Annotated in this window: 18 protein-coding genes; 12 read left to right on the top strand and 6 right to left on the bottom strand. The window is 72.3% G+C overall.

The features are described 5' to 3' along the window. Positions 1-15 precede the first annotated feature (15 nt). Positions 16-510, top strand: coding sequence for a large conductance mechanosensitive channel protein MscL (gene mscL / locus ASL10_RS13950; protein WP_056049319.1), 495 nt, complete (start codon positions 16-18; stop codon positions 508-510). A 133-nt stretch (positions 511-643) separates the two neighbouring features. Here mscL and ASL10_RS13955 read toward each other — a convergent pair whose 3' ends face one another. Together ASL10_RS13955 and ASL10_RS13960 are read right to left on the bottom strand one after the other, a co-directional pair. Then, entirely contained in the window at positions 644-859 is a 216-nt protein-coding gene (locus ASL10_RS13955; protein WP_056048999.1) for a hypothetical protein, read from the bottom strand. Then, complete coding sequence (locus ASL10_RS13960; protein ID WP_056049002.1) at positions 856-4,623, bottom strand: ATP-binding protein; 3,768 nt, start codon at positions 4,621-4,623, stop codon at positions 856-858. Before ASL10_RS13960 ends, ASL10_RS13955 begins: the two co-directional genes overlap by 4 nt. 274 nt (positions 4,624-4,897) lie before the next feature. Here ASL10_RS13960 and ASL10_RS13965 point away from each other — a divergent pair, with 274 nt between their 5' ends. Both ASL10_RS13965 and ASL10_RS13970 read left to right on the top strand, forming a co-directional pair. Further along, complete coding sequence (locus tag ASL10_RS13965) at positions 4,898-5,299, top strand: hypothetical protein (RefSeq protein ID WP_056049005.1); 402 nt, start codon at positions 4,898-4,900, stop codon at positions 5,297-5,299. A 331-nt stretch (positions 5,300-5,630) separates the two neighbouring features. Continuing rightward, entirely contained in the window at positions 5,631-5,837 is a 207-nt protein-coding gene (locus ASL10_RS13970) for a DUF1508 domain-containing protein (protein WP_056049008.1), read from the top strand. A 31-nt stretch (positions 5,838-5,868) separates the two neighbouring features. Here the strand turns inward: ASL10_RS13970 and ASL10_RS13975 are convergent, their stop codons facing one another. Further along, positions 5,869-6,711 (bottom strand): sulfurtransferase, encoded by an 843-nt coding sequence (locus tag ASL10_RS13975; RefSeq protein ID WP_056049010.1) that lies wholly within the window; start codon positions 6,709-6,711, stop codon positions 5,869-5,871. A gap of 93 nt (positions 6,712-6,804) precedes the next feature. On the opposite strand from ASL10_RS13975, the gene ASL10_RS13980 reads away from it, so the two are divergent. Beyond that, positions 6,805-7,701, top strand: an 897-nt coding sequence (locus tag ASL10_RS13980; protein WP_056049322.1) for an epimerase, incomplete at its 3' end; no start/stop codon positions are given. A 61-nt stretch (positions 7,702-7,762) separates the two neighbouring features. Here ASL10_RS13980 and ASL10_RS13985 read toward each other — a convergent pair. Further along, complete coding sequence (locus ASL10_RS13985) at positions 7,763-8,194, bottom strand: Lrp/AsnC family transcriptional regulator (protein WP_056049014.1); 432 nt, start codon at positions 8,192-8,194, stop codon at positions 7,763-7,765. A gap of 149 nt (positions 8,195-8,343) precedes the next feature. Here ASL10_RS13985 and ASL10_RS13990 point away from each other — a divergent pair, with 149 nt between their 5' ends. From ASL10_RS13990 to ASL10_RS14005, 4 genes are all read left to right on the top strand, one after another. Then, on the top strand, positions 8,344-9,375 hold the full coding sequence (locus ASL10_RS13990; protein WP_056049016.1) for an ornithine cyclodeaminase: 1,032 nt from the start codon (positions 8,344-8,346) through the stop codon (positions 9,373-9,375). Positions 9,376-9,427: 52 nt separating this feature from the next. After that, entirely contained in the window at positions 9,428-10,477 is a 1,050-nt protein-coding gene (ctlX, locus tag ASL10_RS13995) for a citrulline utilization hydrolase CtlX (protein WP_200922613.1), read from the top strand. A gap of 244 nt (positions 10,478-10,721) precedes the next feature. Next, the gene (locus ASL10_RS14000) at positions 10,722-11,762 is read left to right on the top strand and encodes a TerC family protein (RefSeq protein WP_056049019.1); all 1,041 of its coding nucleotides are present in this window, start codon (positions 10,722-10,724) and stop codon (positions 11,760-11,762) included. A gap of 201 nt (positions 11,763-11,963) precedes the next feature. Continuing rightward, complete coding sequence (locus ASL10_RS14005; protein ID WP_056049022.1) at positions 11,964-12,416, top strand: DUF6314 family protein; 453 nt, start codon at positions 11,964-11,966, stop codon at positions 12,414-12,416. Positions 12,417-12,515: 99 nt separating this feature from the next. Here ASL10_RS14005 and ASL10_RS14010 read toward each other — a convergent pair whose 3' ends face one another. Beyond that, positions 12,516-12,764 carry a glutaredoxin domain-containing protein gene (locus ASL10_RS14010; RefSeq protein ID WP_043594734.1) on the bottom strand — a complete coding sequence of 83 codons (249 nt, stop codon included), beginning with the start codon at positions 12,762-12,764 and terminating at the stop codon, positions 12,516-12,518. 272 nt (positions 12,765-13,036) lie between these two features. Between ASL10_RS14010 and ASL10_RS14015 the strand changes: the two genes are divergently transcribed. From ASL10_RS14015 to ASL10_RS14030, 4 genes are all read left to right on the top strand, one after another. Next, entirely contained in the window at positions 13,037-14,536 is a 1,500-nt protein-coding gene (locus ASL10_RS14015) for an MFS transporter (protein WP_162234619.1), read from the top strand. A 261-nt stretch (positions 14,537-14,797) separates the two neighbouring features. Continuing rightward, the gene (locus tag ASL10_RS14020) at positions 14,798-20,233 is read left to right on the top strand and encodes an Ig-like domain-containing protein (RefSeq protein WP_056049027.1); all 5,436 of its coding nucleotides are present in this window, start codon (positions 14,798-14,800) and stop codon (positions 20,231-20,233) included. 221 nt (positions 20,234-20,454) lie between these two features. After that, positions 20,455-20,787, top strand: coding sequence for a hypothetical protein (locus ASL10_RS16095; protein WP_148053709.1), 333 nt, complete (start codon positions 20,455-20,457; stop codon positions 20,785-20,787). A gap of 296 nt (positions 20,788-21,083) precedes the next feature. Further along, positions 21,084-22,037, top strand: a complete 954-nt coding sequence (locus ASL10_RS14030; protein ID WP_056049033.1) for a nuclear transport factor 2 family protein — start codon at positions 21,084-21,086, stop codon at positions 22,035-22,037. Here the strand turns inward: ASL10_RS14030 and ASL10_RS15690 are convergent. Further along, positions 22,034-22,340: VanZ family protein (locus ASL10_RS15690; protein ID WP_162234620.1), on the bottom strand; the 307-nt coding region annotated here is incomplete at its 5' end. The genes ASL10_RS14030 and ASL10_RS15690 overlap by 4 nt on opposite strands.

A 22,340-nucleotide genomic window follows, 5' to 3' on the forward strand; every position in this document is an offset into this window, starting at 1 on the left:
CAGAAGGAGTCGCCCGTGAAGGGTTTCAAAGAGTTCATCCTGCGCGGCAACGTCATCGACCTCGCCGTCGCGGTCGTCATCGGTGCGGCCTTCACCGCCATCGTGACGTCGCTCGTGACCAACGTGTTCAACCCGCTGATCGGGGCCGCGTTCAACGCGACCATGCTCGACGAGGCGCTCATCGTCACGATCCCGACGCTCGCCGGCGGCGAGGCCCAGCTGAAGTTCGGCGCCGTCATCGGGTCCGCGATCCAGTTCTTGATCATCGCGGCCGTCGTCTACTTCGTGCTCGTGCTGCCGGTCAACAACCTGCTCAAGCGCACCTTCGCCAAGCAGAAGGCGGAGGAGACCCCCGCCGACGTCCCGCCGACCGACGTCGAACTGCTCAGCGAGATCCGCGACCTGCTGCGTGCGCAGGCCGCACCCGCCGTCGGCGGCGGCTCCCACGCCGCGCCCGTGCTCGAGTCGCGCGACCCCCACAGCGAGAACGGTCCGCTCGGCAGCCGCTGACGCCCCGGCGGCTCCAAAGGGCTCCGACAGCCCGTGAACCCCGAATGCGACGATGAACCCCCCGGAATCGGGGTTCATCGTCGCATTCGTGGTTCATGCCGACCTCGGGCGTGCGTCGCCGCCCGGGGCCGACTCAGCCCCAGTGCGGCGGGACGTCGGCACGCAGTCGCTGGTCGTTCTCGCTCGACCCCTGCCGAGCGGGTTCGGGCGCAGGCGTGGGGTCGCTGCCCGGCACCGGGTCGGTGCTCACGCGACGCCCGGACCGCCGACGCACCACCAGGGGGCTCGGCTCGGCCGCCTCGAGGGCGTGAGGGGCGTCGCCCTCGGACGCCGCGCCTCCTGCGGTCATCGACGGTTGACGTGCTGGCTGGCCGACAGGGCCGGCACCTCGTGCGTGTGCGAGTCACCGATGCCGAGCACCTCGGCGACGCGTTCGGCGACGGCGTCGGGATCGGTGAAGAGCTGGAACGCGTGCACGCGGATGTAGTGCCAGCCGAGCCGCCGCAGCACCTCGGGACGCGAGCGCAGCGACTCGCGCAGGCTGGTGCGCGAGAGCGTCGCGTCGGTCTCGATCGTGACGCAGACGCCGTCGTGGGCGGCGACGAGACCGAGCTTGCCCCGGTGCCCGAGAGCGACGGGGATGCCCTTGACCTCGAGCCGGCGGGCCAGGTCAACGAGCATGGGCTCGCTGTCGTCGGGGACGTGCTCGGCCGACGTCCTGGCCTGCACCTCGGTGAGGATCTCGCTGAGCGCGACCGTTCCGTGGCCCATGCGACTCGAGTCGATGTCACCCGGCTGGAAGCAGGTGACGATGACCATCGAGCGACGCGCACGCGTCATGGCCACGGCCAGCAGGCGCTCACCACCCGGCTGGCCGAGCGGCCCGAAGTCGCTGAGCACGCGGCCGTGCGGGGTGCGGCCGTAGCCGATCGAGAACACGACGTGGTCGCGGCTCTGCGCGACGCTCTGCTCGAGGGTGGCGATCATGAACGGCTCGCTGCGGTCGCCCACGACGAACTCGGTCAGGTCCTTGTGCCCCGAGACGGCGGTCAGCACGGCCTGCTGGACGCGGATGGCGTGCTTGGCCGACGCCGTCAAGACCATGAGCGACTCGCTCGGGCGCGTGCGGGCGTGTTCGAGGACGAGCGACACGACGCGGTCGACCTCGGCGTCGACGCTCTCGACGGCACCGGACTCGGGATCGGGGACGGCGGTGCCGCCCGAGACGTAGTCGAGCGCGATGCTGCCGTGGCCGAGGAAGCTGCCCGCCCAGGGGAGGGACTCGATGCGACCGCCGTAGAAACGACGGTTGACGAGTTCGGCGAGGTCTTCTCCGCCGGCACGGTAGCTGCGCGTGAGGGAGAGCGTGGGCAGCAGGGTCGCGAGGCGCGCCAGGGCGCTCTCGGAGTGCGACGCGGCCAGGGCCTCTTCGTCCGCGTCGACGGGCGGCTTGCCCGGCACGACGCCGATGTCGAACTCGGAGGGGGTCTGGGTCACGGGGTCGCCGAACGCGACCGTCTGCTTGCCCCGACGGATCGCCCCGACGTTCTCGGCCAGGGTCGTGGCCCCGGCGTCGACGAGCACGACCGTGTCGAACGGCACGGTGTCGGCGATGGTGTGGACCTCGTACGGCGACGCGACCCAGACGGGAGCGATGGCGCGCGACAGGTGCGGAGCCGCGTCGTGCAGCAGGCGAGCGGTCAGGTGGCCCTGACGCAGCAGACCCTTGAGCGCCGACGCCTCGTCGGGCCAGTCCACCAACCCGATCTTCCAGTTCTCGGCCAGGAGCCACGCGAGCAACTGGGCGCTGCCCGCGGCGTGGGCCTCGTCGACGAGGCGGAAGTCGGCCTCGAGTCGGTCGAGCATCGCGGTGTTGGCGCCGAGCAGGGCCCGGTCGGCCTCGAGCAGCGACTCCAGCGCCGAGCGCCACCAGGCGAGCTCGAGTTCGGCCGCGACCTGGTGCTCCGGCACGTGGCGGTTGGCCAGGTCGGTGATGAGCGGGGTCAGTTCGAGGTCGCGCAGGGTCGTCATGAGCTCGGTGCGCTCTTGGAGGTTCTGCAGGACGTCGCTCTCGGCGGCGAGGGCCTCGAGTCGTTGCTGCAACTCGACGATGCCGATCTCGGTGAGCCCGTCGTCACCCGTCAGGCCGAGGGGGCCGTCGAGGCGCTCGAGGTCTTGCGACACCTGCTGGTGCAGCACGTGCGTGTCGGCGATGCCCGTCGGCACCTCGGGCGGGGTGCCCGCCGACACGTAGCGCTGCCAGACGACGCGTTGCTGCTGGATGCGCTGCAGCGCACCGTGCAGGTCGGCGATGTGGACGCCGGGTCGCACGTACTCGCGGGCGAGCTTCTTGAGCCGACGGCGGTTGGCGCTCGACATGTCGGGTGCCTCGCGCTTCGGCGCCGTCGCGGCGACGAGCTCGGCGACCGAGCGGTCGAACACGACGGGCATGAACTTGTCGAGGGTGTCGCGGATCTCGGTGAGCAGGCGCAGGTAGACGCCGAGCTCGGCGACGCTCTCGAACGGGCGCATGCGCGTGCTGCCGATCACCTCTTCGGCGCGCTCGAGCAGACGCGGCAGGTCGCGGTGGTGGAGGTTCTTGGCGAGCTGGTGCGCGTCACCGGCCCCGACGCTCTCGGTGAAGCGCGCGCCGTACCAGGGCGAGTCGCCCGGGCCGTACTTGAACTCGCCCAGGTTGGCGGCACCGACCATCGTCTCGGCGACGCGGCCACGACCGTCGACCATGGCGGCGATGCTGCGTCGGCTGAGGCGGGCGGTGGTCGCCGGGGCCGCGGGCAGCAGGGCCAGCCGCGAGAGCTCGGTGAGGCAGTCGAGCACCGAGACGCCGAGCTCGGGGTCCCGGCGGCTGAGGGCGCCGCGGTAGTCGACGAGCACCTTGCGGAGGCGCACGAGGGCGTCGTCGACCTCACCCATCTGCGGGTGGGTGGCCTTCTCGTTGCGGGAGATCGACCGGATCACGTCACGACGCAGCGTGGTCGGGCTGACGGCGACGCCCGGCAGGCCGACCTCGGCGAGACGGCTGGTGATGCCGCGCAGGGTCGCCCGGCGGGCGCTGACCACGAGGACGCGCTTGTTCTGCGACACCAGACGACCCACGGCGTTGACGATGGTCTGCGTGCCACCGGTGCCCGGCAGGGTCTTGACGACGACCGAGTTGCCGGCGGCGATCTGGGCCACGACGTTCTCTTGCTCGGGATCGGCGTCGAGCAGCAGGGTGTCGGTCTCGGGGCTGCGCTCGTCCTGGGGCGTGGCGGTGGTCGGGCGGTAGGCCTCTTCGACCTGACGGATGGCCATCGGGTTGCCGGCGAGCGCGTCGAGCACCGGGTGCCCCAGCTCGCGGGCGTCGAGGGCCATCTCGGTCGAGACCTCGGTGAAGGTCGAGACGACCAGGCGGGGCTGCACCGTGAACCACTCGAGGTGGGCGGTCAGCCCACGGAGCCGGTCGATGACCGGGTTGGGCGTGAACGACCCCTCTCGGCTGGCGAGGGAGACGAAGGACTCGGCGTCGAGCGTGATGCCGAACTGGTCGTGCAGCGCGTCGACCAAGGCCGGATTGAGGAAGGGCTCGCCGAGCAGCTTGACCTCGAAGTCACGCCCGTGGCGACGGATCGCCAACGGCCGCAGCAACACGGGCGCCCGGAAGTCTTCTCCGGCGAAGGACCAGGCGGCGACGCCGATGGCCAGGTGGACGGCGTCGATGCCGCGGACCGTGCTCAGCTCGAGCCCCTTGGCGGCGATCTCACCGGCCGCGGCACGGGCCGTGCGCAGGGCGAGGTCGTCGCGGATCAGGCTGGAGAGCAGGGTCGTCTTGCCCGTGATGAACTGCGCGAGGCCACCGGGGTGGGTCGTGCTCAGCTCGATGCGGGACCGCTGCGAGTCGCCGAAGTGCAGCAACGTGGAGGGGCCGCCCACCCGGCGGAGGGACTCGCGCCAGGTGTTCCAGACGGGCTCGGCCACGTTGCCCAGGGACTGCCCCGGGTGCCCGAGGCTGACGGCGTGGGGTGTGATCACGCCCGTGGGCGCGCGGGTCGGGACGGCGACGGAGTCGTTCTCGTCGTCGTCGTTGTCATGCTGTCTGTCGGCTCGCCACACCCTGACACCTTAAGCGGTCCGCCTCGACAACTCCCGGAGGACGGGCGGTTCCGCCGCGAGTCGCCGTGGGGCGCCACCCCGGCGGCGGCGGACGCATCGGCGACACCTGATGCCCATCGACGGTCGTGTTACACCATCCGTCAACATGCGCGACATGATCGGTTACGTGAGTTGTCGTCATAACCGTGCGCTCGTACGTCACCGTACAGTACGGTCATCACGGGGGCTATTCAATGAGCCGACACGACACCGTGTCTCGACACCAGGAGCGCACATGCCTTTCGAACAGAAGTACAGCGACGAGACGCGAGAGAAGTCGCTCGCCCGGGTGCTCGAGCGTCGCGAGGCCGAGCCGGGCAACCGGTCGATCATCCGCGAGACGGCATCCGAGTTCGAGGTCGGCGAGCAGTCCCTGCGCGGTTGGATTCGAGCCCACGAGCGGGCGACCGCCCCCACGCCGGCACCCGACGACGCGGTCGAGAGGGAACTCGACGTCACCTCGGACGACGACGAGCCCGCCCCGTCGACCACCGCGGCCCCGCGCCGAGGGCGCCCCCCGGGCTCGGGGTCGGCCGCCACGGCCGAACGCGTCGCCGAGCTCGAGGCGGAGGTCGCCAAGCTGCGCCGCGACCGCGAGGCCCTGAAGGGCGCCATGGCGGTCCTGCTGGCCGACTGACCTAGCACCCGAGACCCGCGGCCACCGCCCGGGACGACGAGAGCGCCCGACCCCGCGACTGCCATCCGGGGTCGGGCGCTCTCGTGTGCTCGGTGCGCGACCGAGACGGACCGGTGCGGCCGCCCGGTCTCGGAGGGGGGACGAGACTCGCGGGCGGCCGCACCGGCTCACACAGTGTGACAGTTGGAATGTCACATGTCAATTGATTATTGGGTGGCCGACCCGCGGGAGGCGCCACCCGACTCCGCGACGCGCGTGGCCTCCCGCCCGGGGTGCGGCCCTATGCTGTCGCCACGCAGAGCGCGCGCACCACTTCGTGCAAGGGGACCCCATGGCAGGCACCTTCGTCGTCACCCAGGACGCCTCGGGCGAGTACCGCTTCGCCCTCACCACCGGCAACGGCGTGGTCATCGCCTCCTCCGAGGGCCATCGCCAGAAGGGCGCGGCGATGAACGCGATCGACGACCTGCGTCGAACCGCCGTCGACGCGGTGGTCGACGACCGGACGAGCGTGCCCGAACCGGGTCACGCCGACTGACGGACCGCGCCCCGGCGACCCCGGTCGCGACTCAGTCGGGGCGGTCGCCGGTGGCGACGGGTCGCGCGGGGTCGTTCGACCAGGCGCTCCACGAACCGGCGAAGAGCACGGGGTCGAACCCGGCGATCGTCGCGGCCAGGGCGTTGTGGGCCGCCGTGATGCCCGACCCGCAGTAGACGGCCACCGGCGTCGCAGGAGTGACCCCCGCCTCCTCGAACCGGGCCCGCAGCGCCGCCGCGTCGACGAAGCGGCCCGACGGGTCGAGGTTGCCCGCCGTGGGCAGGTTGACGGCGCCCGGGACGTGACCGGCTCGCGGGTCGACCGGCTCGACGTCGCCGCGGTAGCGCTCGGCGGCCCGGCTGTCGACCAACACGCCCGTGGAGGGCCACGCGGACGCCTCGTCGGCGTCGATCACGGGCCACGGATCGTCGCCGAGGGTGACGTCGCCGGGCACCACGTCGGCATCGCCCTGTTCGACGGGCAGGCCCGCGTCGGTCCAGGCCGCGAGCCCGCCGTCGAGCAGACGCACGTCGGCGACGCCCGAGGCCCGCAACAGCCACCACGCGCGGGCCGCGGACTGCCCGCCGAGGTCGTCGTACACGACGACGGCGTCCCCGTCGCGGAGTCCCCAGCGCCGGGCGGCGGCCTGCAGGTCGGCCCGGTCGGGCAGCGGATGACGCCCCTCGACGGGTTCACCGTGCCGGGCGAGCTCGGAGTCGAGGTCGACGTAGACGGCGCCGGGCAGGCGCCCCTCGCGGAAGGCGGGACGGCCGTCCGGCCGGTCGAGCCGCCACCGGACGTCGAGCAGGCGCACGACTCCCCCGCCCGTCAGGGTGGCGTCGAGCTCGGCGGCGGTCACGAGGGGATGGCTCATGCCGACGAGGCTAACCGGCGTCCCACAGGTGAGGACTTCTCGACGTCGAGGGACCGCACGGACGGTGACCGTCCGGTCCCCTAGTTTGAGCGCATGACCGACCACATCGTCCTCGCCGGAGCCAGCGGCTTCATCGGGCAGCACCTCGCGGCCGCGTTCCGCGCCGAGGGTGCCCGCGTCAGCCTGATCGGCCGCCACGGACCCGACGCGTCGTGGGGTGACACCGCCGGCATCACCGCCCTGCTCGAGGGCGCCGACCTGCTCGTCAACCTCGCCGGGAAGAGCGTGAACTGCCGCTACGGCCCGGAGAACCGCGCCGAGATCGTGCGCTCGCGCGTCGAGACCACGCGCGAACTGAAGGCGGCGGTGCTCGCGTGCACCGCGCCTCCTCGGGTCTGGATGAACTCGTCGACGGCGACGATTTACCGCCACGCCGAGGACCGCCCGATGACCGAGTCGGACGGCGAGATCGGGTCGGGGTTCTCGGTCGACGTGGCCACCGCGTGGGAGGCCGAGTTCTTCTCGGGCGAGCTGCCCGCCACGCGCCGCGTCGCGCTGCGCATGGCCATCGTGCTGGGCGACGGCAGCGCGCTCGTCCCCCTGATGAACCTGGTGCGGGTCGGCCTCGGCGGGCCGCAGTTCGACGGCCCGTGGCCGGCCACCCGGGCGCGGCTCGCGGCCGGCACGTACCACCACGAGGGTCGCGGCGGTGGACGGCAGAAGTTCAGCTGGATCCACGTCGACGACGTGCTCGGGGCGATCCGGTTCGCCCGTGAGGACTCGTCCGTCGAGGGCCCGCTCAACCTGTCGTCCCCGAACCCGAGCGACAACCGCACGGTGATGCGCACCCTCCGTCGCGTGCTGGGCGTGCCGTTCGGCCTGCCGGCCTGGCGGTGGATGCTCGAGCTCGGCACGGCCGTGCTCCGCACGGAGACCGAGCTCGTGCTCAAGAGCCGGTGGGTGCTGCCCGAGCGCCTCGTCGACGGCGGGNNCGGCCTGAGCACCCCTGGAGCGACCAGGCCGAGGACGGCGGCCGCCGCGCGGGTGCCGGTCAGCGGAGGACGGAGCTGAGCAGCAGGCTGGTCTCGCTGTTCACGACGCCCTCGACGCTGCGGATGCGGGCGAGCACGCGGTCGAACTCGCCGAGCGACGACGTGCGCAGCTCGGCGACGAGGTCCCAGCCGCCGTTCGTCGTGTGGAGCGATGCCACCTCGGGGAACCCGCGCAGCTGCCGGATGACGTGGTCGGTCGACCGCCCCTCGATCTCGATGAAGCCGATCGCACGGATGAGGTCGGGATCGTCGGCCTCGCGCACCCGCACGGTGTAGCCGAGCACCGTTCCCGACGCCTCGAGCCGGTCGAGCCGTGAGGTGATGGTCGCCCGCGTCACGCCCAACCGCCGTGCGAGGCTCGCCGCCGACTCGCGCGCGTCGACCCGAAGGGCCGCCAGGAGGCGCCGGTCGAGCTCGTCGAGATCCGCCATGGATCGAAACGTACAGCACGACCGCGCACAACGGGTGATCGAGCGTGCGGAATGGCGCTCGATGGTGATTGTGGCTGCACATCGCCCAGTCCTAACGTGGTGCCACCCGGGCGCGACGACCGAACCGGGCCGAGCAGGAGGAGGTCGCCGTGGTGCGCTTCGTGGACGTGCAGAACATGATCCGATGGGTCACCGACCGCGGGGTCGGCCCGATCACCAGCGGCATGGTGACCGCCCTCGAACGCGACTTCGCCCGGTGGCCCGCCTTCGACAAGTCGCCCCGCGTCGCCTCCCACAGCCCCATCGGCGTCATCGAGCTGATGCCGGCCAGCGACAGCGAGACCTACGGCTTCAAGTACGTCAACGGCCACCCGTCGAACCCGGGCCGCGGCTACCAGACCGTCACCGCGTTCGGCGTGCTCGCCGACGTCGACACGGGCTACCCGACCTTCCTCGCCGAGATGACGATCCTCACCGCGCTCCGGACCGCCGCCACGAGCGCGATGGCCGCCAAGCGTCTCGCCCGGGCCGACTCGCGCGTGCTCGCCCTGATCGGCGCCGGCTCGCAGGCCGAGTTCCAGGCCCTCGCGATGCGCTCGACCCTCGGGCTCGACACGGTCCGCGTGTTCGACGTCGACCCCGGCGCCACGGCGAAGTTCGTCCGCAACCTCGAGCCGCTCGGCTTCGACATCACGGTCTGCGCGAGCCCCGGTGAGGCGGCCGACGGCGCCGACGTGATCACGACCTGCACGGCCGACAAGCAGAACGCGGTCGTCCTGCCCGACGAGGCCGTCCGCCCCGGCGTCCACGTCAACGCGATCGGCGGCGACTGCCCGGGCAAGACCGAGCTCGACCCCGCGACGCTGCGCCGGGCCGACGTCTTCGTCGAGTACCCCGAGCAGACCCGCGTCGAGGGCGAGATCCAGCACCAGCCGGCCGACTTCGCCGTCACCGAGCTGTGGCAGGTCGTCGCCGGGCAGCGCCCCGGGCGCACGAGCGACGAGCAGATCACGATCTTCGACTCGGTCGGCTTCGCCGTCGAGGACGTGTGCGCCCTGAAGTACCTCCGACAGGACGTCGTCGGCACCGACTACGCCGTCGAGATCGACCTCGTCGCCGACCCCGACGACCCGAAGGACCTGTTCGGCCTCGTCGCCGCCCGCCGACCCGTCGGCGCCTGAGTCCCCGACCGCCCCGGACCGCACCCACCGCAGAAGCCGCGCCGAGACCGTCGTGACGACCGTCGCTCCCCCGCCCCGCGCCTCCTCGTCCCCGGCGACCGCCGTGGTGACGCCGCCGGCGTCCCCCGCACTCCGCGCCTCCTCGCGCACCCGAAGCGCCGACGAGGAGGCGCGGACGGCCGTCCAGTCGCCCGCCGCGGTCGTGATGGTGCGGCCGCACCACTTCACGCCGAACCCGCAGACCGCGGCCGACAACGCGTTCCAGACCGACCCGGCCGAGGTCGACGCGACCCGGGCCCAGCTCGCGGCGCGCGCGTTCGACGAGGTGACCCGGGCGGCCGAGGCCCTGCGCGCGGCGGGCGTCACGGTGCACCTCGTCGACGACGAGCGGACCGACCGGCCCGACGGGGTGTTCCCGAACAACTGGTTCTCGACCCACGACGACGGCCGGGTGGTGCTCTACCCGATGCACTCGCCCAACCGTCGGGGCGAGCGACGCACGGACGTCGTCGACCTGCTGCGCGAGCGCTACCGCGTCACCGAGGTGCTCGACCACTCGCCGCTCGAACGGCGCGGGATCGTCGTCGAGGGCACCGGGGCGCTCGTCCTCGACCACGTCGGGCGCGTCGCCTACGTCGCGCTCTCGCACCGTGCCGACCGGGCGGCCGTCGCCCTGGTCTGCTCCGACCTCGGCTACGAGCCCCTGACCTTCACCGCGACCGACGCGACGGGCGTGCCGATCTACCACACGAACGTCATGATGAGCGTGGCGTCGCGGTTCGCCCTGGTCGGTCTCGAGTCGATCGCGTCCCCGAGCGAACGGAGGCGCGTGGTCGAGCGCCTGTCGGCCTCCGGACGCGAGGTGGTCGCCCTGACCCGCGCCCAGCTCGGCGAGTTCGCGGGCAACGCGCTCGAACTGGCGGGGGCCGACGGGCCCGTGCTGGCGATCTCGGCACGAGGATGGGCGTCCCTCACCCCGTCGCAACGCCGCACCGTATGGCGGCACGCACGGCCACTGCCGCTCGAGGTGCCGACGATCGAGCTCGCCGGCGGGTCCGTGCGCTGCATGCTCGCCGGGGTGCACCTGCCGCCCCGGTCGTAGCCGGGGCGCCTCCTGCCTCGGTGCCGGCCGGGGCGTCGGCCGCCCCGGTGATGCGGGTGCGGGCCTTGCACGCACTGCAGCTTCTCAGCACTGTCACGGTCGCTTGAGGGCACGCCCCCAGCGGACCCCCACGTACCGTCTTCTCAGGAGCCTTTCCGCTCGTCACGAGCCTTCTCCGCTGTCCGGCCGTTCGCGCCGCTCAGCCCGACCCGCCTCATCAGCCCGACCCACCCGGAGCATCCCCGTGGACGTCTCACTGACCACCTGGCTCATCACGATCGCCGTCACCATCGCGTTCTTCGTGTTCGAGTTCTTCACCCACGTGCGCAAGCCGCACGAGCCGACGATCGGCGAGTCCGCCCGCTGGTCGGCGTTCTACATCGGCCTCGCGCTGCTGTTCGGCGTCGGCATCGGCTTCGTGAGCGGCTGGGGCTTCGGCGGCGAGTACTTCGCCGGCTACCTCACCGAGAAGGCGTTGTCGATCGACAACCTGTTCGTCTTCCTGCTGATCATGACCGGGTTCGCCGTGCCGCGCATGTACCAGCAGAAGGTGCTGATGATCGGCATCGTCATCGCGCTCATCATGCGTGCGGGCTTCATCGCCGCCGGCGCCGCGCTGATCGAGAACTTCTCGTGGGTCTTCTACCTCTTCGGTGCCCTGCTCTTCGTGCTGGCCTACCAGCAGATCAAGGGCGACCACGGCGGCAACGCGGCCGACAACGCCTTCGTCAAGATCGCCCGCCGCGTCCTGCCCGTCGACGACGAGTTCCACGAGGACAAGTTCACCGTCAAGAAGGGCGGCAAGCGCTTCGTGACGCCGCTGCTGCTCTGCGTCATCGCGATCGGCTTCGTCGACCTGGTGTTCGCCCTCGACTCGATCCCCGCGATCTACGGCCTGACCAACGAGGCGTACATCGTCTTCACGGCCAACGCCTTCGCGCTGATGGGTCTGCGCCAGCTCTACTTCTTGATCGGCGGGCTGCTCGAGCGCCTCGTGTACCTGTCGCAGGGCCTCGCGATCATCCTCGCGTTCATCGGCGTCAAGCTCGTCTTCCACGCCCTTCACGTCAACGAGGTGCCGTTCATCAACGGCGGCGAACCGCTGCTGTGGGTGCCCGAGATCCCGATCTGGTTCTCGCTGCTCTTCATCGGCGCGACCATCACCGTGGCCACGATCGCCAGCCTCGCCAAGACCCGCGGCGACGCCCAGAAGGCGAAGCGCGACGAGGTCGACGGCGAGAAGGTCACGGTCGCCAAGGACTCGGACGACCCCACCCGCCACTAGGCGCCCGCTCGTACTGCACCGCGTTTCGTGCACCGCACCACGACTAGTCGTGGTGCGGTGCACGAAGCGCGGTGTGGTGTGTCACGAGCGCGCGCGGCACCACGACTTGGTCCGTCGACGGCCGTGCGCGAAGATCGGGTGTTCTCCCGCGGTCGTCGAGGGGGACCGCCTGAGAGGGGTTCTCCGTGGTCGCCGATCGACATGCCGGCTGAGACGCTGGCGCTGCTGCTCGGCCGGTGGTCCGTCACGCGCGAGATCGACGACCACCGCACCGGCGAGCACGCCCGGTTCGACGGGACGGCGACCATCGAGGAGGCGCGGGCGGGTTCCGACCTCGTGGCGACCTACGACGAGGCCGGCGAGCTCGTCGTGGCCGACCGGCGGACACCCGCCACCCGACGACTCGGCTACGGGGCCCGGGGTGATGGATCGCTCGACGTGCGCTTCGCCGACGGCCGCCACTTCGTCGACCTCGACCTGCGGTCGGGTGCCTGGGAGGCGCACCACCCGTGCGCCCCGGACGCCTACCTCGTCGAGACCCGGGTGCTCTCGCCGACGTCGTTCGAGGAGCGGTGGACGGTGCGCGGGCCGGCGAAGTCGTACGACGCGCTCACGACGTACGAGCGCGTCGCCGGGCATCCCGCCACGAAGTGAACAACCCGCCACACGTTTGCGTGGCGGGTTGTTTCCTTCGTGGCGGGGTGGAGGGTCGGCGCGGCCGGAGGCGCGGCGACGCGGCGCGGCCGTGCCGGACTAGAGCTTGGCGGCGAGCTCGGCGTCGGTCGGCTCGACCAGGTGGCTGCCGTCGGGGAAGACCACGACGGGGATCTGCGTGCGACCGCTGACGGCGTAGGCACGGTCGGCACCGTCGGCGACGGCCTCGAGGTCGACGTAGTCGTAGGCCACGCCCTCGCGGTCGAGCAGCGCCTTCGAGCGACGGCAGTCACGGCACCACTCGGCGCCGAACATCAGGATGCGGTCGGGGGCGGTGTCGGTGCTCATGGCGACCAGGGTACGCGCGGTGACGGGACGCGGGCACGCCACCCGCGCCTCCTCGTCCCCGACCGGTCTCGAGATCCGGTCCGGGAATCCGGTCGGACGCCGGATCGCCGCCCGGTTCGCTCGCCGCGAGCGAACGTCGTTCGGTTTCTCGTTCGGGGGCCTTGCGAGCCCCCGGGGGTGGCATGTCACACTGGATGAGCGCCCTCGTCGTGGAGTGGCAATCCCCCCAATCCACCCGCCAGCAGCATGGCCCGCGACGAGTGTGCTGCATCGTGCAGACCGGGGTCGACCACGAGTCGGCCGCCGACGTCCACGATGCCCCCGACGAGATGATCGTCGTGCGCACGCGCCCCGGGCCCGGAGGCATTCCCGTGACCGACACCCTTCAGCGCCCGCCCCAGACCTCGAGCACGCCCGCCGTGCGCACGCCCGCCGCCGCACCTCCCCCGCGCTCGTCGTCGACGCACCCGCGCGACACCCTCCCCACGCCCCAGCCGCACCGCCTGACCCCCTCGGGCGTCGTCGGCATCGCCGTGCTCGGCCTCGCGACGTTCTTCGCGATCACCACCGAACTGAGCCCGGTCGGCCTCCTCTCGACCATGAGCACCGACCTCGGCGTCAGCGAGGCGCGCATGGGCGTCGTCGTCACGGTGTACGCCGTGGCCGTCGCCGCGTTGGCCCTGCCCCTCACCTGGGCCACCGCACGCTTCCCCCGCAAGGCCGTGCTCGTCACGACCCTGGTCGGCTACACGGCCTCGAACCTGATGGTCGCGCTCGCCCCGAGCTTCGGCGTGCTGCTGACCGGTCGCGTGGTCGGTGGCATCGCGCACGCCCTGTTCTTCTCGGTGGCCTCGGCCTACGCGACGCGCATCGTGCCGCCGCGCCTGGCGGGCCGCGCCATCGCCTTCGTCTACTCGGGCAGCTCGCTGGGCTTCGTCGTCGGCGTGCCGCTCGCGACGACGGTCGGCGACCAGCTCGGCTGGCGTCCCGCCGTGGGCGCGGTCGCCGTCGCCACCGCGGTGCTGGCCGTCGTGGCCGCGCTGTTCCTGCCGCACGTCCAGGGCGAGTCGTCGCCGCACGTCGGCTCGGTCCGCTCGTGGGCACGCTCGGGGCTGCTCGCCGTGGTCGTGGCCGACCTCATGCTCTTCGCCGGCCACTACGTCGTCTACACGTTCATCGGCCCGTACCTGACCGGGGCCGGCCTCGGCGAGGACCTCGTCGGCGGCGCCCTGCTCGTGCTCGGCGGCACGGGCGTGGTCGGCCTGCTCGCGGCCGGCGCGTTCGTCGACCGGGCACCCCGGCAGACGCTGATCGTCGCGGTCGCGGTGATGATCGGCGCCCTGGCCGCCCTGCCGTTCGTGCACGGTTCGCTCGTCGGCACGTTCGTCGTCGCGGGGCTGTGGATGGCCGCCAACGGCACGACCGGGACGCTCTTCATGGCGGCCGCGATCCGCACCGGCGGGGTCAGCCCCGACATCGCGGGCGCGCTGATCAACGCCGGCTCGAACGTCGGCATCGCCGCCGGTGCCGCGATCGGCGGGCAGGTCTACGGCATGTCGGGCCTCGCCACGGTGCCGTTCGCCGCCGCGGCCATCGTCGCGATCAGCCTCGTCGTGATCGTGGCGGGCCGACGCGGGTTCCCGCTGACCGGTCACGCGCAGGCGACCCTGTCGACCTCGTCGCTCGCGGTCATCACCTCGTCGGTGGCGGTCGTCACGACGTCGATCCCGACCGTGGGCCAGGGCCGCGGCGGGCGGCGCCCCCGCCGGTAGGACGCAGGAGGCGCGGGTCGCGTCCTCGGCACCGCCATCCGCCCCTTTGTACCCCGATGTCCCCCACAAGGCGGACGAAATCACCCCTGCCCTGGGGACTCCACTCGACAAACGAGAAGCTTTATTGTCGAAGCATCCACTTCCGTGGAGCCCCCGTACCCGTGGGGGCGACACGCGGGCACCTGAGCCCCCGCGTGTCGAGCAGGACCGACGTCCGACCGTATCCGACCCGGCCGGACGCCCCCACCCGAGGACACCCCCATGTCGCTTCTCCGCGCCTCCGTGCGCCCCCGTCGTCGCGCCCTCTCGTTCGCGGCCTTCGCCACCGCCTCCCTGCTGGCGGCCGTCGCCGTGACCCAGGCCGTCTCGCCGGCGCCGGCCCAGGCCGCCGCAGCGCTCTCGTGCGACCAGAACACGATCTACGCGACGGCCGGTCAGGGCCAGTTCGTCGCCATCAACGTCGCGGCCAACACGGTGTCCGACGTGATCGCGGGGACGGCGAACCCGTTCTCACCGGCCAACAACGGCCTCGGCGTCGGGCGGAACGGCCTCGACGCCTACGCCTTCACCAACGGCGCGGCCAACAACTCGAACGGCAACACGCTCGCGCGCTACGACTCGGCGGCCGGGGCCGTCACGACGGTCGCCAACGCGAACCCGTCGGGCGCACCCGCCTCGACCCTGCGGGGCGCCGTGAACCCGGTGACCGGGATCTACTACTACGCGACCGGTGGCGACCCGTCGACGATCTCGGCGTACGACCCGAAGACCGGGGACAAGATCGGCGTCGTCGGCCGCATCCCCGGCCTGCAGGCCGGCAACGGCGACTTCGCCTTCAGCACGCAGGGGCTGCTCTTCGTCGTGGCGAGCAACGCGGTCTACCGACTGAACGACGAGACGATCCCGACCACGGCCGGCACCACCTCCCTCGCCGCCACCAAGCTGACCGACCTGCCCACGGGCACCAACAGCCCCGGCATCGCCTTCTCGTCCGACGGATACCTGTACGTCTCGTCGGGCATGCAGATCATCAAGCTCGACTCGAGTTCGGGTACCGAGGTCAGCCGCATGACGACCCCGGCCATCAGCAACGTCACCTCGTACTCCGACCTCGCGAGCTGCAACTACGCCAACACCCTGACGGGCAAGGCGGACGTCACGGGCCGCTGGAAATCCGGCGACCAGTTCGCCCTCAAGGTCGACGGCGGCAACCTGTCGTCGCCGTCCACCGCGACGACCTCCGGCACCGCGAACGGAGTCCAGGCCCAGAAGGCCGGCGCCGCGCTCGCGATCCCGGCCCGGACGTACACCGTCTCGCAGACGGCGGGCAACAGCTCGACGCGCCTCGCCGACTACTCGACGACGTACCGCTGCGCGAACGTCACCGACGACGCGACCGTCGCGTCGGGCTCGGGCAACACCGCGCAGTTCACCTTCCCGGCCGCGACCAGCGCCGACGGCACCGACGTCGTGTGCACCTTCACGAACACCGTGGCGGCGATCTCGGCCGCAGCCTCCGACGACACCGGGACCACCGCCTCCGGAACCTCGCTGAGGGTCGGCGCGCCCGGCGTCCTCGCCGACGACGCGGGCACCGACCTGACCGTGACGTCGAACACGCAGCCGGCGCACGGGCAGGCCACCGTCGCGGCCGACGGCTCGTACGTCTACACGCCCGCGACGGGCTTCTCGGGAACCGACACCTTCCAGTACACGACGACCGACGGAGGCGGTGGCACGTCGACCTCGACGGTCACGATCACCGTCACCCCGGTGAGCAGCGACGACGTCGCGACGGCCCGTGCCGGCCAGGCCCTCGTGGTCGACGCGGCCTCGGGCGTCCTGGCGAACGACTCGGGCACCGGTCTGACCGCCGCCGTGGCGACCGGACCCTCGCACGGCTCCCTCGAGCTCGGTCGTGACGGCTCGTACCGCTACGTCCCGGCCGACGGGTTCTCGGGCACCGACACCTTCACCTACACGGCCACGGACTCCGAGGGCGCGAGCACCACGAGCACGGTGACCGTCACCGTGCTGCCCACCGCCGTCGACGACACGGCGACCGCCGCCTCGGGCACCCCGACGACCATCGCCGGCAGCGACCTGACGAGCAACGACGACGGCCTCGACACGACGGTGACCGCGGTCTCGACGCCCGGGCACGGCACCGCCTCGGTGACGCCCTCCGGCGACGTCGTCTACACGCCCGCGGACGACTTCTCGGGCACCGACGCCTTCGACTACACCGTCACCGACGGCCAAGGCGGCACCGACACCGCCACGGTCACCGTGACGGTCGCCCCCCGCGCCTCCGACGACTCGGTCGACGCCGTGGCGGGTGCTCCCCTCGACGTCCCGGCCGGCCGTGGCCTGCTGGCGAACGACGGCGGCACCGGCCCCCTGACCGCCGCGGTCGCCACCGCCCCCTCGCACGGCACCGTGGTGGTGTCGCCGGACGGCTCGTTCGTCTACACGCCGGAGAAGGGCTTCTCGGGGACCGACTCGTTCACATACACCCTGACCGACGGCAACGGGGTCACGAGCACCGCGACGGCCAGCGTGGCGGTCGCCCCCGAGGCCGTCGACGACGCGGTTCAGGTCACGGCGGGCGGCAACGCCCACCTCGACGGCCCCGGCGTGCTGGGCAACGACTTCGGAACCGGCCTGACGGCCGCGGTCGAGACCGGGCCGCAGCACGGCACCGCGACCGTCGCCACGAACGGCGAGTTCGACTACACGCCGGCGCCCGGCTTCTCGGGCACCGACACCGTGACCTACCAGGTCACCGACGCCGCGGGTCGCACCTCGACCGCGACGGTGACGATCACCGTGAAGCCGGTGGCCGTCGACGACGCGGCGACCACGCCGAACGGCACCACGGTGACCACGCCCGCCTCGGCCGGACTGCTCGCCAACGACCTCGGCACCGGGCTGCGCGTGACCGACCACGGCACGCCCGCCCACGGCGCCGTGACGGTCGACGCCGACGGCAGCTGGAGCTACACGCCGGACGCCGGCACCTCGGGCACCGACTCGTTCGAGTACCAGGTGACCGACGCCTCGGGTCAGACCGCGACGGCTCGCGCCTGGGTGATCGTCGGCGACCTCGCCGCGGCCGACCAGGGCACCGCCACCGCGGGCCGACCGCTGTCGGTCGACGCCGCGAAGGGCCTGCTGTCGAACGACAGCGGCACCGGCCTCTCCGGCGCCCTCGACGGCGCCCCCCGCCACGGTGACGTGACCGTCGCGAAGGACGGCTCGTACGTCTACACCCCTGCGACGGGCTTCTCGGGCACCGACACCTTCACCTACGCGGCGACCGACGCCGAGGGGCAGAAGAGCACGGGCATCGTGACCGTCGTCGTCGTGCCCGACGCCGTCGACGACGTCACGTCGACGAAGGCCGGCACCGCGGTCACCGTCGCGGAGCCCGGCGTGCTCGGCAACGATCTCGGCACCGACCTGCGCGCGGAGATCGTCGACGCCCCGACCCACGGCACGGCCACGATCGCGGCCGGCGGCACCATCACCTACACGCCTGCCGACGGCTTCTCGGGCACCGATCAGCTGACCTACCGCGCCGCCGACGCATCCGGCGGTTCGGACGTCGCGACGGTGACGATCCACGTCGGTCCGATCGTGGTCGACGACTCGCCCGTCGGTGGCACCGTGGCCGACCAGCCCCTCGTCGTGGACGCCGCGCACGGGGTGCTCTCGAACGACAAGGGCACCGACCTGACGGCGAAGGTCACCGACCAGCCGAAGGCCGGCACCGTGACCACGGGCCCCGACGGTTCGTACACGTACACCCCGAAGCCCGGCACCTCGGGCAAGGACACCTTCGGCTACGAGGTCACCGACGGCAACGGCCAGAAGGGCACGGGCACCGTGACCATCGTGGTCGCCCCGAAGGCCGTCGACGACGTAGCCACCGTCGTGGCCGACGGTCACGTGACGGTCGCCGCCCCCGGCGTGCTCGGAAACGACGTCGGCTCCGGCCTGACCGTCACCGCGGTCACTCCGGCGCCGCACGGCACCGTGACGGTCGCGCCGGACGGCACGTTCGACTACACGCCGGCCCCCGGGTTCTCGGGCGACGACATCGTGGTCTACACGGTCACCGACCGTGACGGCGGAACCGACGCCGCGACGGTCACCGTCACCGTGACGCCCCGCGCGATCGACGACCGTTACACGACGCCCGCGGCGACCACGCTCTCCGTGCCGGCCCCCGGCCTGCTCGTGAACGACCTCGGCACCGGCCTGACCGAGACGAGCGTCGGCACCCCGGCGCACGGCACGATCGTCACCCAGCCGGACGGTTCGGCCGCCTACACGCCGGACGCGGGCTTCTCGGGCACCGACCACGTCGAGTACACCGCGACCGACGCGTCGGGCCGCGGCACGAAGGCCGTCGCCACGATCGTCGTCGGCGCCCTCGCCGTCGACGACGCCGGCGCCACCCGCGCCGGTACGCCGCTGACCGTCGATGCCACGCACGGCGTCCTCGCGAACGACTCGGGCAGTTCGCTGACCGCGACGATCGACGGGCGCCCCGCCCACGGCACGGTCGACCTGGCGAAGGATGGTTCGTACGTCTACGCGCCGAAGCCCGGCTTCTCGGGTGTCGACGCCTTCACCTACACGGCCACCGACGCCGAGGGTCAGATCCGCACGGGCACGGTCACCATCACGGTGCTGCCGACGGCGGTCGACGACGGGGCCTCGACCCCGGCCGACACGACGCTGACCGTGGCCGCCCCGGGCGTGCTGGGCAACGACCTGGGTACGGGACTGCGCGTCACCGGGACGGGCACCGCCACCCACGGCACGGTCACCATCGACGCCGGTGGTCGCCTGGTCTACGCGCCGACGACCGGCTACTCCGGCCCGGACGCCGTGACCTACGCGGTCGCCGACCGTGACGGCGGCACCGCCACCGCAACGGTCCGCATCACCGTGGGCGTCAAGGCCATCGACGACGAGGGCACGACGATCGCCGGTCAGCGCCTGGTCTCGGGCAAGGTCGGCGGCGTGCTGGGCAACGACGACGGGTCGGCCCTCTGGGTCGCCCTGGCCTCGAAGCCCTCCCACGGCACCGTGACGATGACGCGCGACGGCTCGTACGAGTACGTGCCGGACGCCGGTTTCGTGGGAGCAGACTCGTTCGACTACACGGCGACCGACGCCTCGGGGCAGACGTCCCGGGCGACGGTGACCATCACGGTTCTGGGCGCGGCCGTCGCGGTCGACGACGAGCAGCGCGGCACGACGGACCACCCGGTCGCCGTCGACGTCACGGCGAACGACGCCCCCACCGAGGGTGCGACCTTCGACCGAGGCACCGTCGTGATCGTCGACCCGGCCACCGGTGACGGAGTCAGCACGCTGACCGTGCCCGAGCAGGGCACCTGGACGGTCGTCGACGGAACCGTCGTCTTCACCCCCGCGAAGGGCTTCGACTCCAAGGCGTCGGTGCAGTACCGCGTGACCGACACGGCCGGCGAGACGGTCCAGGCGGTCGTCACGGTGTCGTTCCCGATGATCCTGTCGGCGACGCAGCTGGCCTTCACCGGCAGCGCGTCGGTGCTCGGCATCGCCGCCATGGCCCTGCTCGGGGTCGCGCTCGGCCTGGCGCTCTCGCGTCGCGGCCATCGCGTGGTCGGCCCGATCCGAGGCCGTCGCCGGGCCGAGTAGCCCCCGACGCGCCGACGTCCCCGTCCGCCCACCCCTCCTGCCGAGGGGGCGGGCGGGCGGGGACGTCCGTCGCACGGCAACTGCCGCGGAACGCTCTCGGCGGCTCCGCAGCACGCGACCCCGCCGGGGGTGTCATCCGTCGGGAGGACGCGCCCGCGGCTCGATGCTGAGAGGGTCACGAGGAGGCGGACGGGTCGTCGTCGAGGGAGAGAGGGATCGTCGTGACATCACCGGGAAGGACGTCGGAGCCGCGGTCCTGGGCCTGGGCCCTGGGCTGGCTGAGCCTGTCCGGCCCGGTCCTGCTGGTCGCGGGCAACGCCCCCTCGCTGATCGGCACCCCACTCGTGCCCTGGGCGAGCATCCTGCTGGACCTCTGGGCGGTCGTGTCCGTGTTCTTCGGAGTCGCCGCCGTCGCCTTCGCCCGCGACGACGTCGAGTCGGCTCCTGACGACCGACCGCGCTTCGTCACGGCCGGGATGGCGCTCGGCCTTCTCGGGCTGGCGGTCAGCGGGTGTCTGCTGCTTCTCTGGCTGCTGACGCCCCTGCCCTTCTGACCCGTGAGCGAGCGCCGGCAGAGACGGCGTGATCGTCGTGGACGACAGCGCCGGCGCGTGCCGGCGGCCCGCACGCCAGGAGCACGCCCCGCCGACTCGCGACGGGTGTGAGCACGACTCGCGTCGGACACGCCGCAGGGACGCGAACGAGTGCGCCACGATCCTGCGCGGTCGGCGCAGGCGGTTCCACGATTCCGACCTCCACGTGAGTGGCTTACGAGAAAGTGCGTACCTGCCGACGACGGGGCTTCCTGCGATGCTGCGATCACCCGCCGACCACACGAGCAGGAGAACACATGACGAACGACCTGACCACGCGTAGCCCCTCCCGCCGCCTCGCCCGCGGCACGGCCGTCCTCGCCGGAGTCGCCCTCCTCACCGGACTCGGCGTCGCCACGCCGGCGGCCGCTGCTCCCGGGACCCCACCGAAGTCGACCGTGACGGCTGCCGCGGACCGGCGGGACAGCACCACCGAACACCGCAACGCCTGCGCCGTGCGGACGCTCCTCACCCAGACCTTCGCCGACCCGGACGGCACGTCCTCCCGCGAGCTCGCAGCCCGGCTCGTCTCCCCGACCGCGGTCGCGCACAAAGCAGGGACCGCCGCGGGGCCGGAGGGACTCCTCGCCCAGTTCGCGGCGGACCGCATCCGCGTTCCCGGTGCCCACGCCGTGATCAAACACGTCGCAGCCGACGGCGACCTCGTCGCGGTGCACTGGCAGATCACGCCGGACCCCGGCGACGAACGACGCGGTGACGCCGCCGTCGACCTGTTCCGCCTCGAGCACGGCCGGATCGTCGAGCACTGGTCGCTCGAGCAGCCCGTTCCGACCGGCACACCGGCCAGCGGGAACACGAACTCGATGTTCAGCGACCTCTACCGGCCGGCGCGTCCGACCGCCGCGCCGTCGGAACGTCAGGAAGAACGCAATCGCGTCCTCGCGGTGTCGGCGTACGACACGCTGTTCCGGGACCACGACCCGTCGATCCTCGACCGCGCGTTCGACCCCGCGTACCTGCAGCACAACCCGGTGGCTCCGAACGGGACGGCAGCGCTGAAGCAGCTGTTCGGGAGCGGTGCGCAGTTCCCGGCGCAGCAGTCCGTCATCTCGCTCTCGGACGGCGACATCGTCTGGACCTTCTCGCAGGCGGTCGGCGCGAAGCCCGGGGACCCGCTGCTCGCGGCCGACCTGTTCCGCGTCGACGGCGGCCTCATCCGCGAGCACTGGGACGTGGTCCCCACCGACTAGCCGCCGAGGCGGCCTCGCGCACCGGGCGTGCGGCGTCGATGCCAGGTGAGGGCACTCGCCGCGAGCACGCCCCCCACGACGGCACCGACGGTGTTGGTGATCCAGTCACTCGTGTCGCAGGCCCGACCGATCACCACCACCAGCGCCTGGAGCAGCTCGATGGCACCCGACAGTGCGACGGCACCGAGAACTGCCACCACCGGTCGTCGCCAGAGCACCCCCGCGAAGAACGAGACCGGGACGAACAAGAGGACGTTCGCGGTCGACTCCACCGCAGTGGGCGAGAGGTACGGCAGGCCCGGG

Source organism: Frigoribacterium sp. Leaf8 (assembly GCF_001421165.1).
In the GTDB taxonomy this organism is placed as follows: Bacteria; Actinomycetota; Actinomycetes; order Actinomycetales; family Microbacteriaceae; genus Frigoribacterium.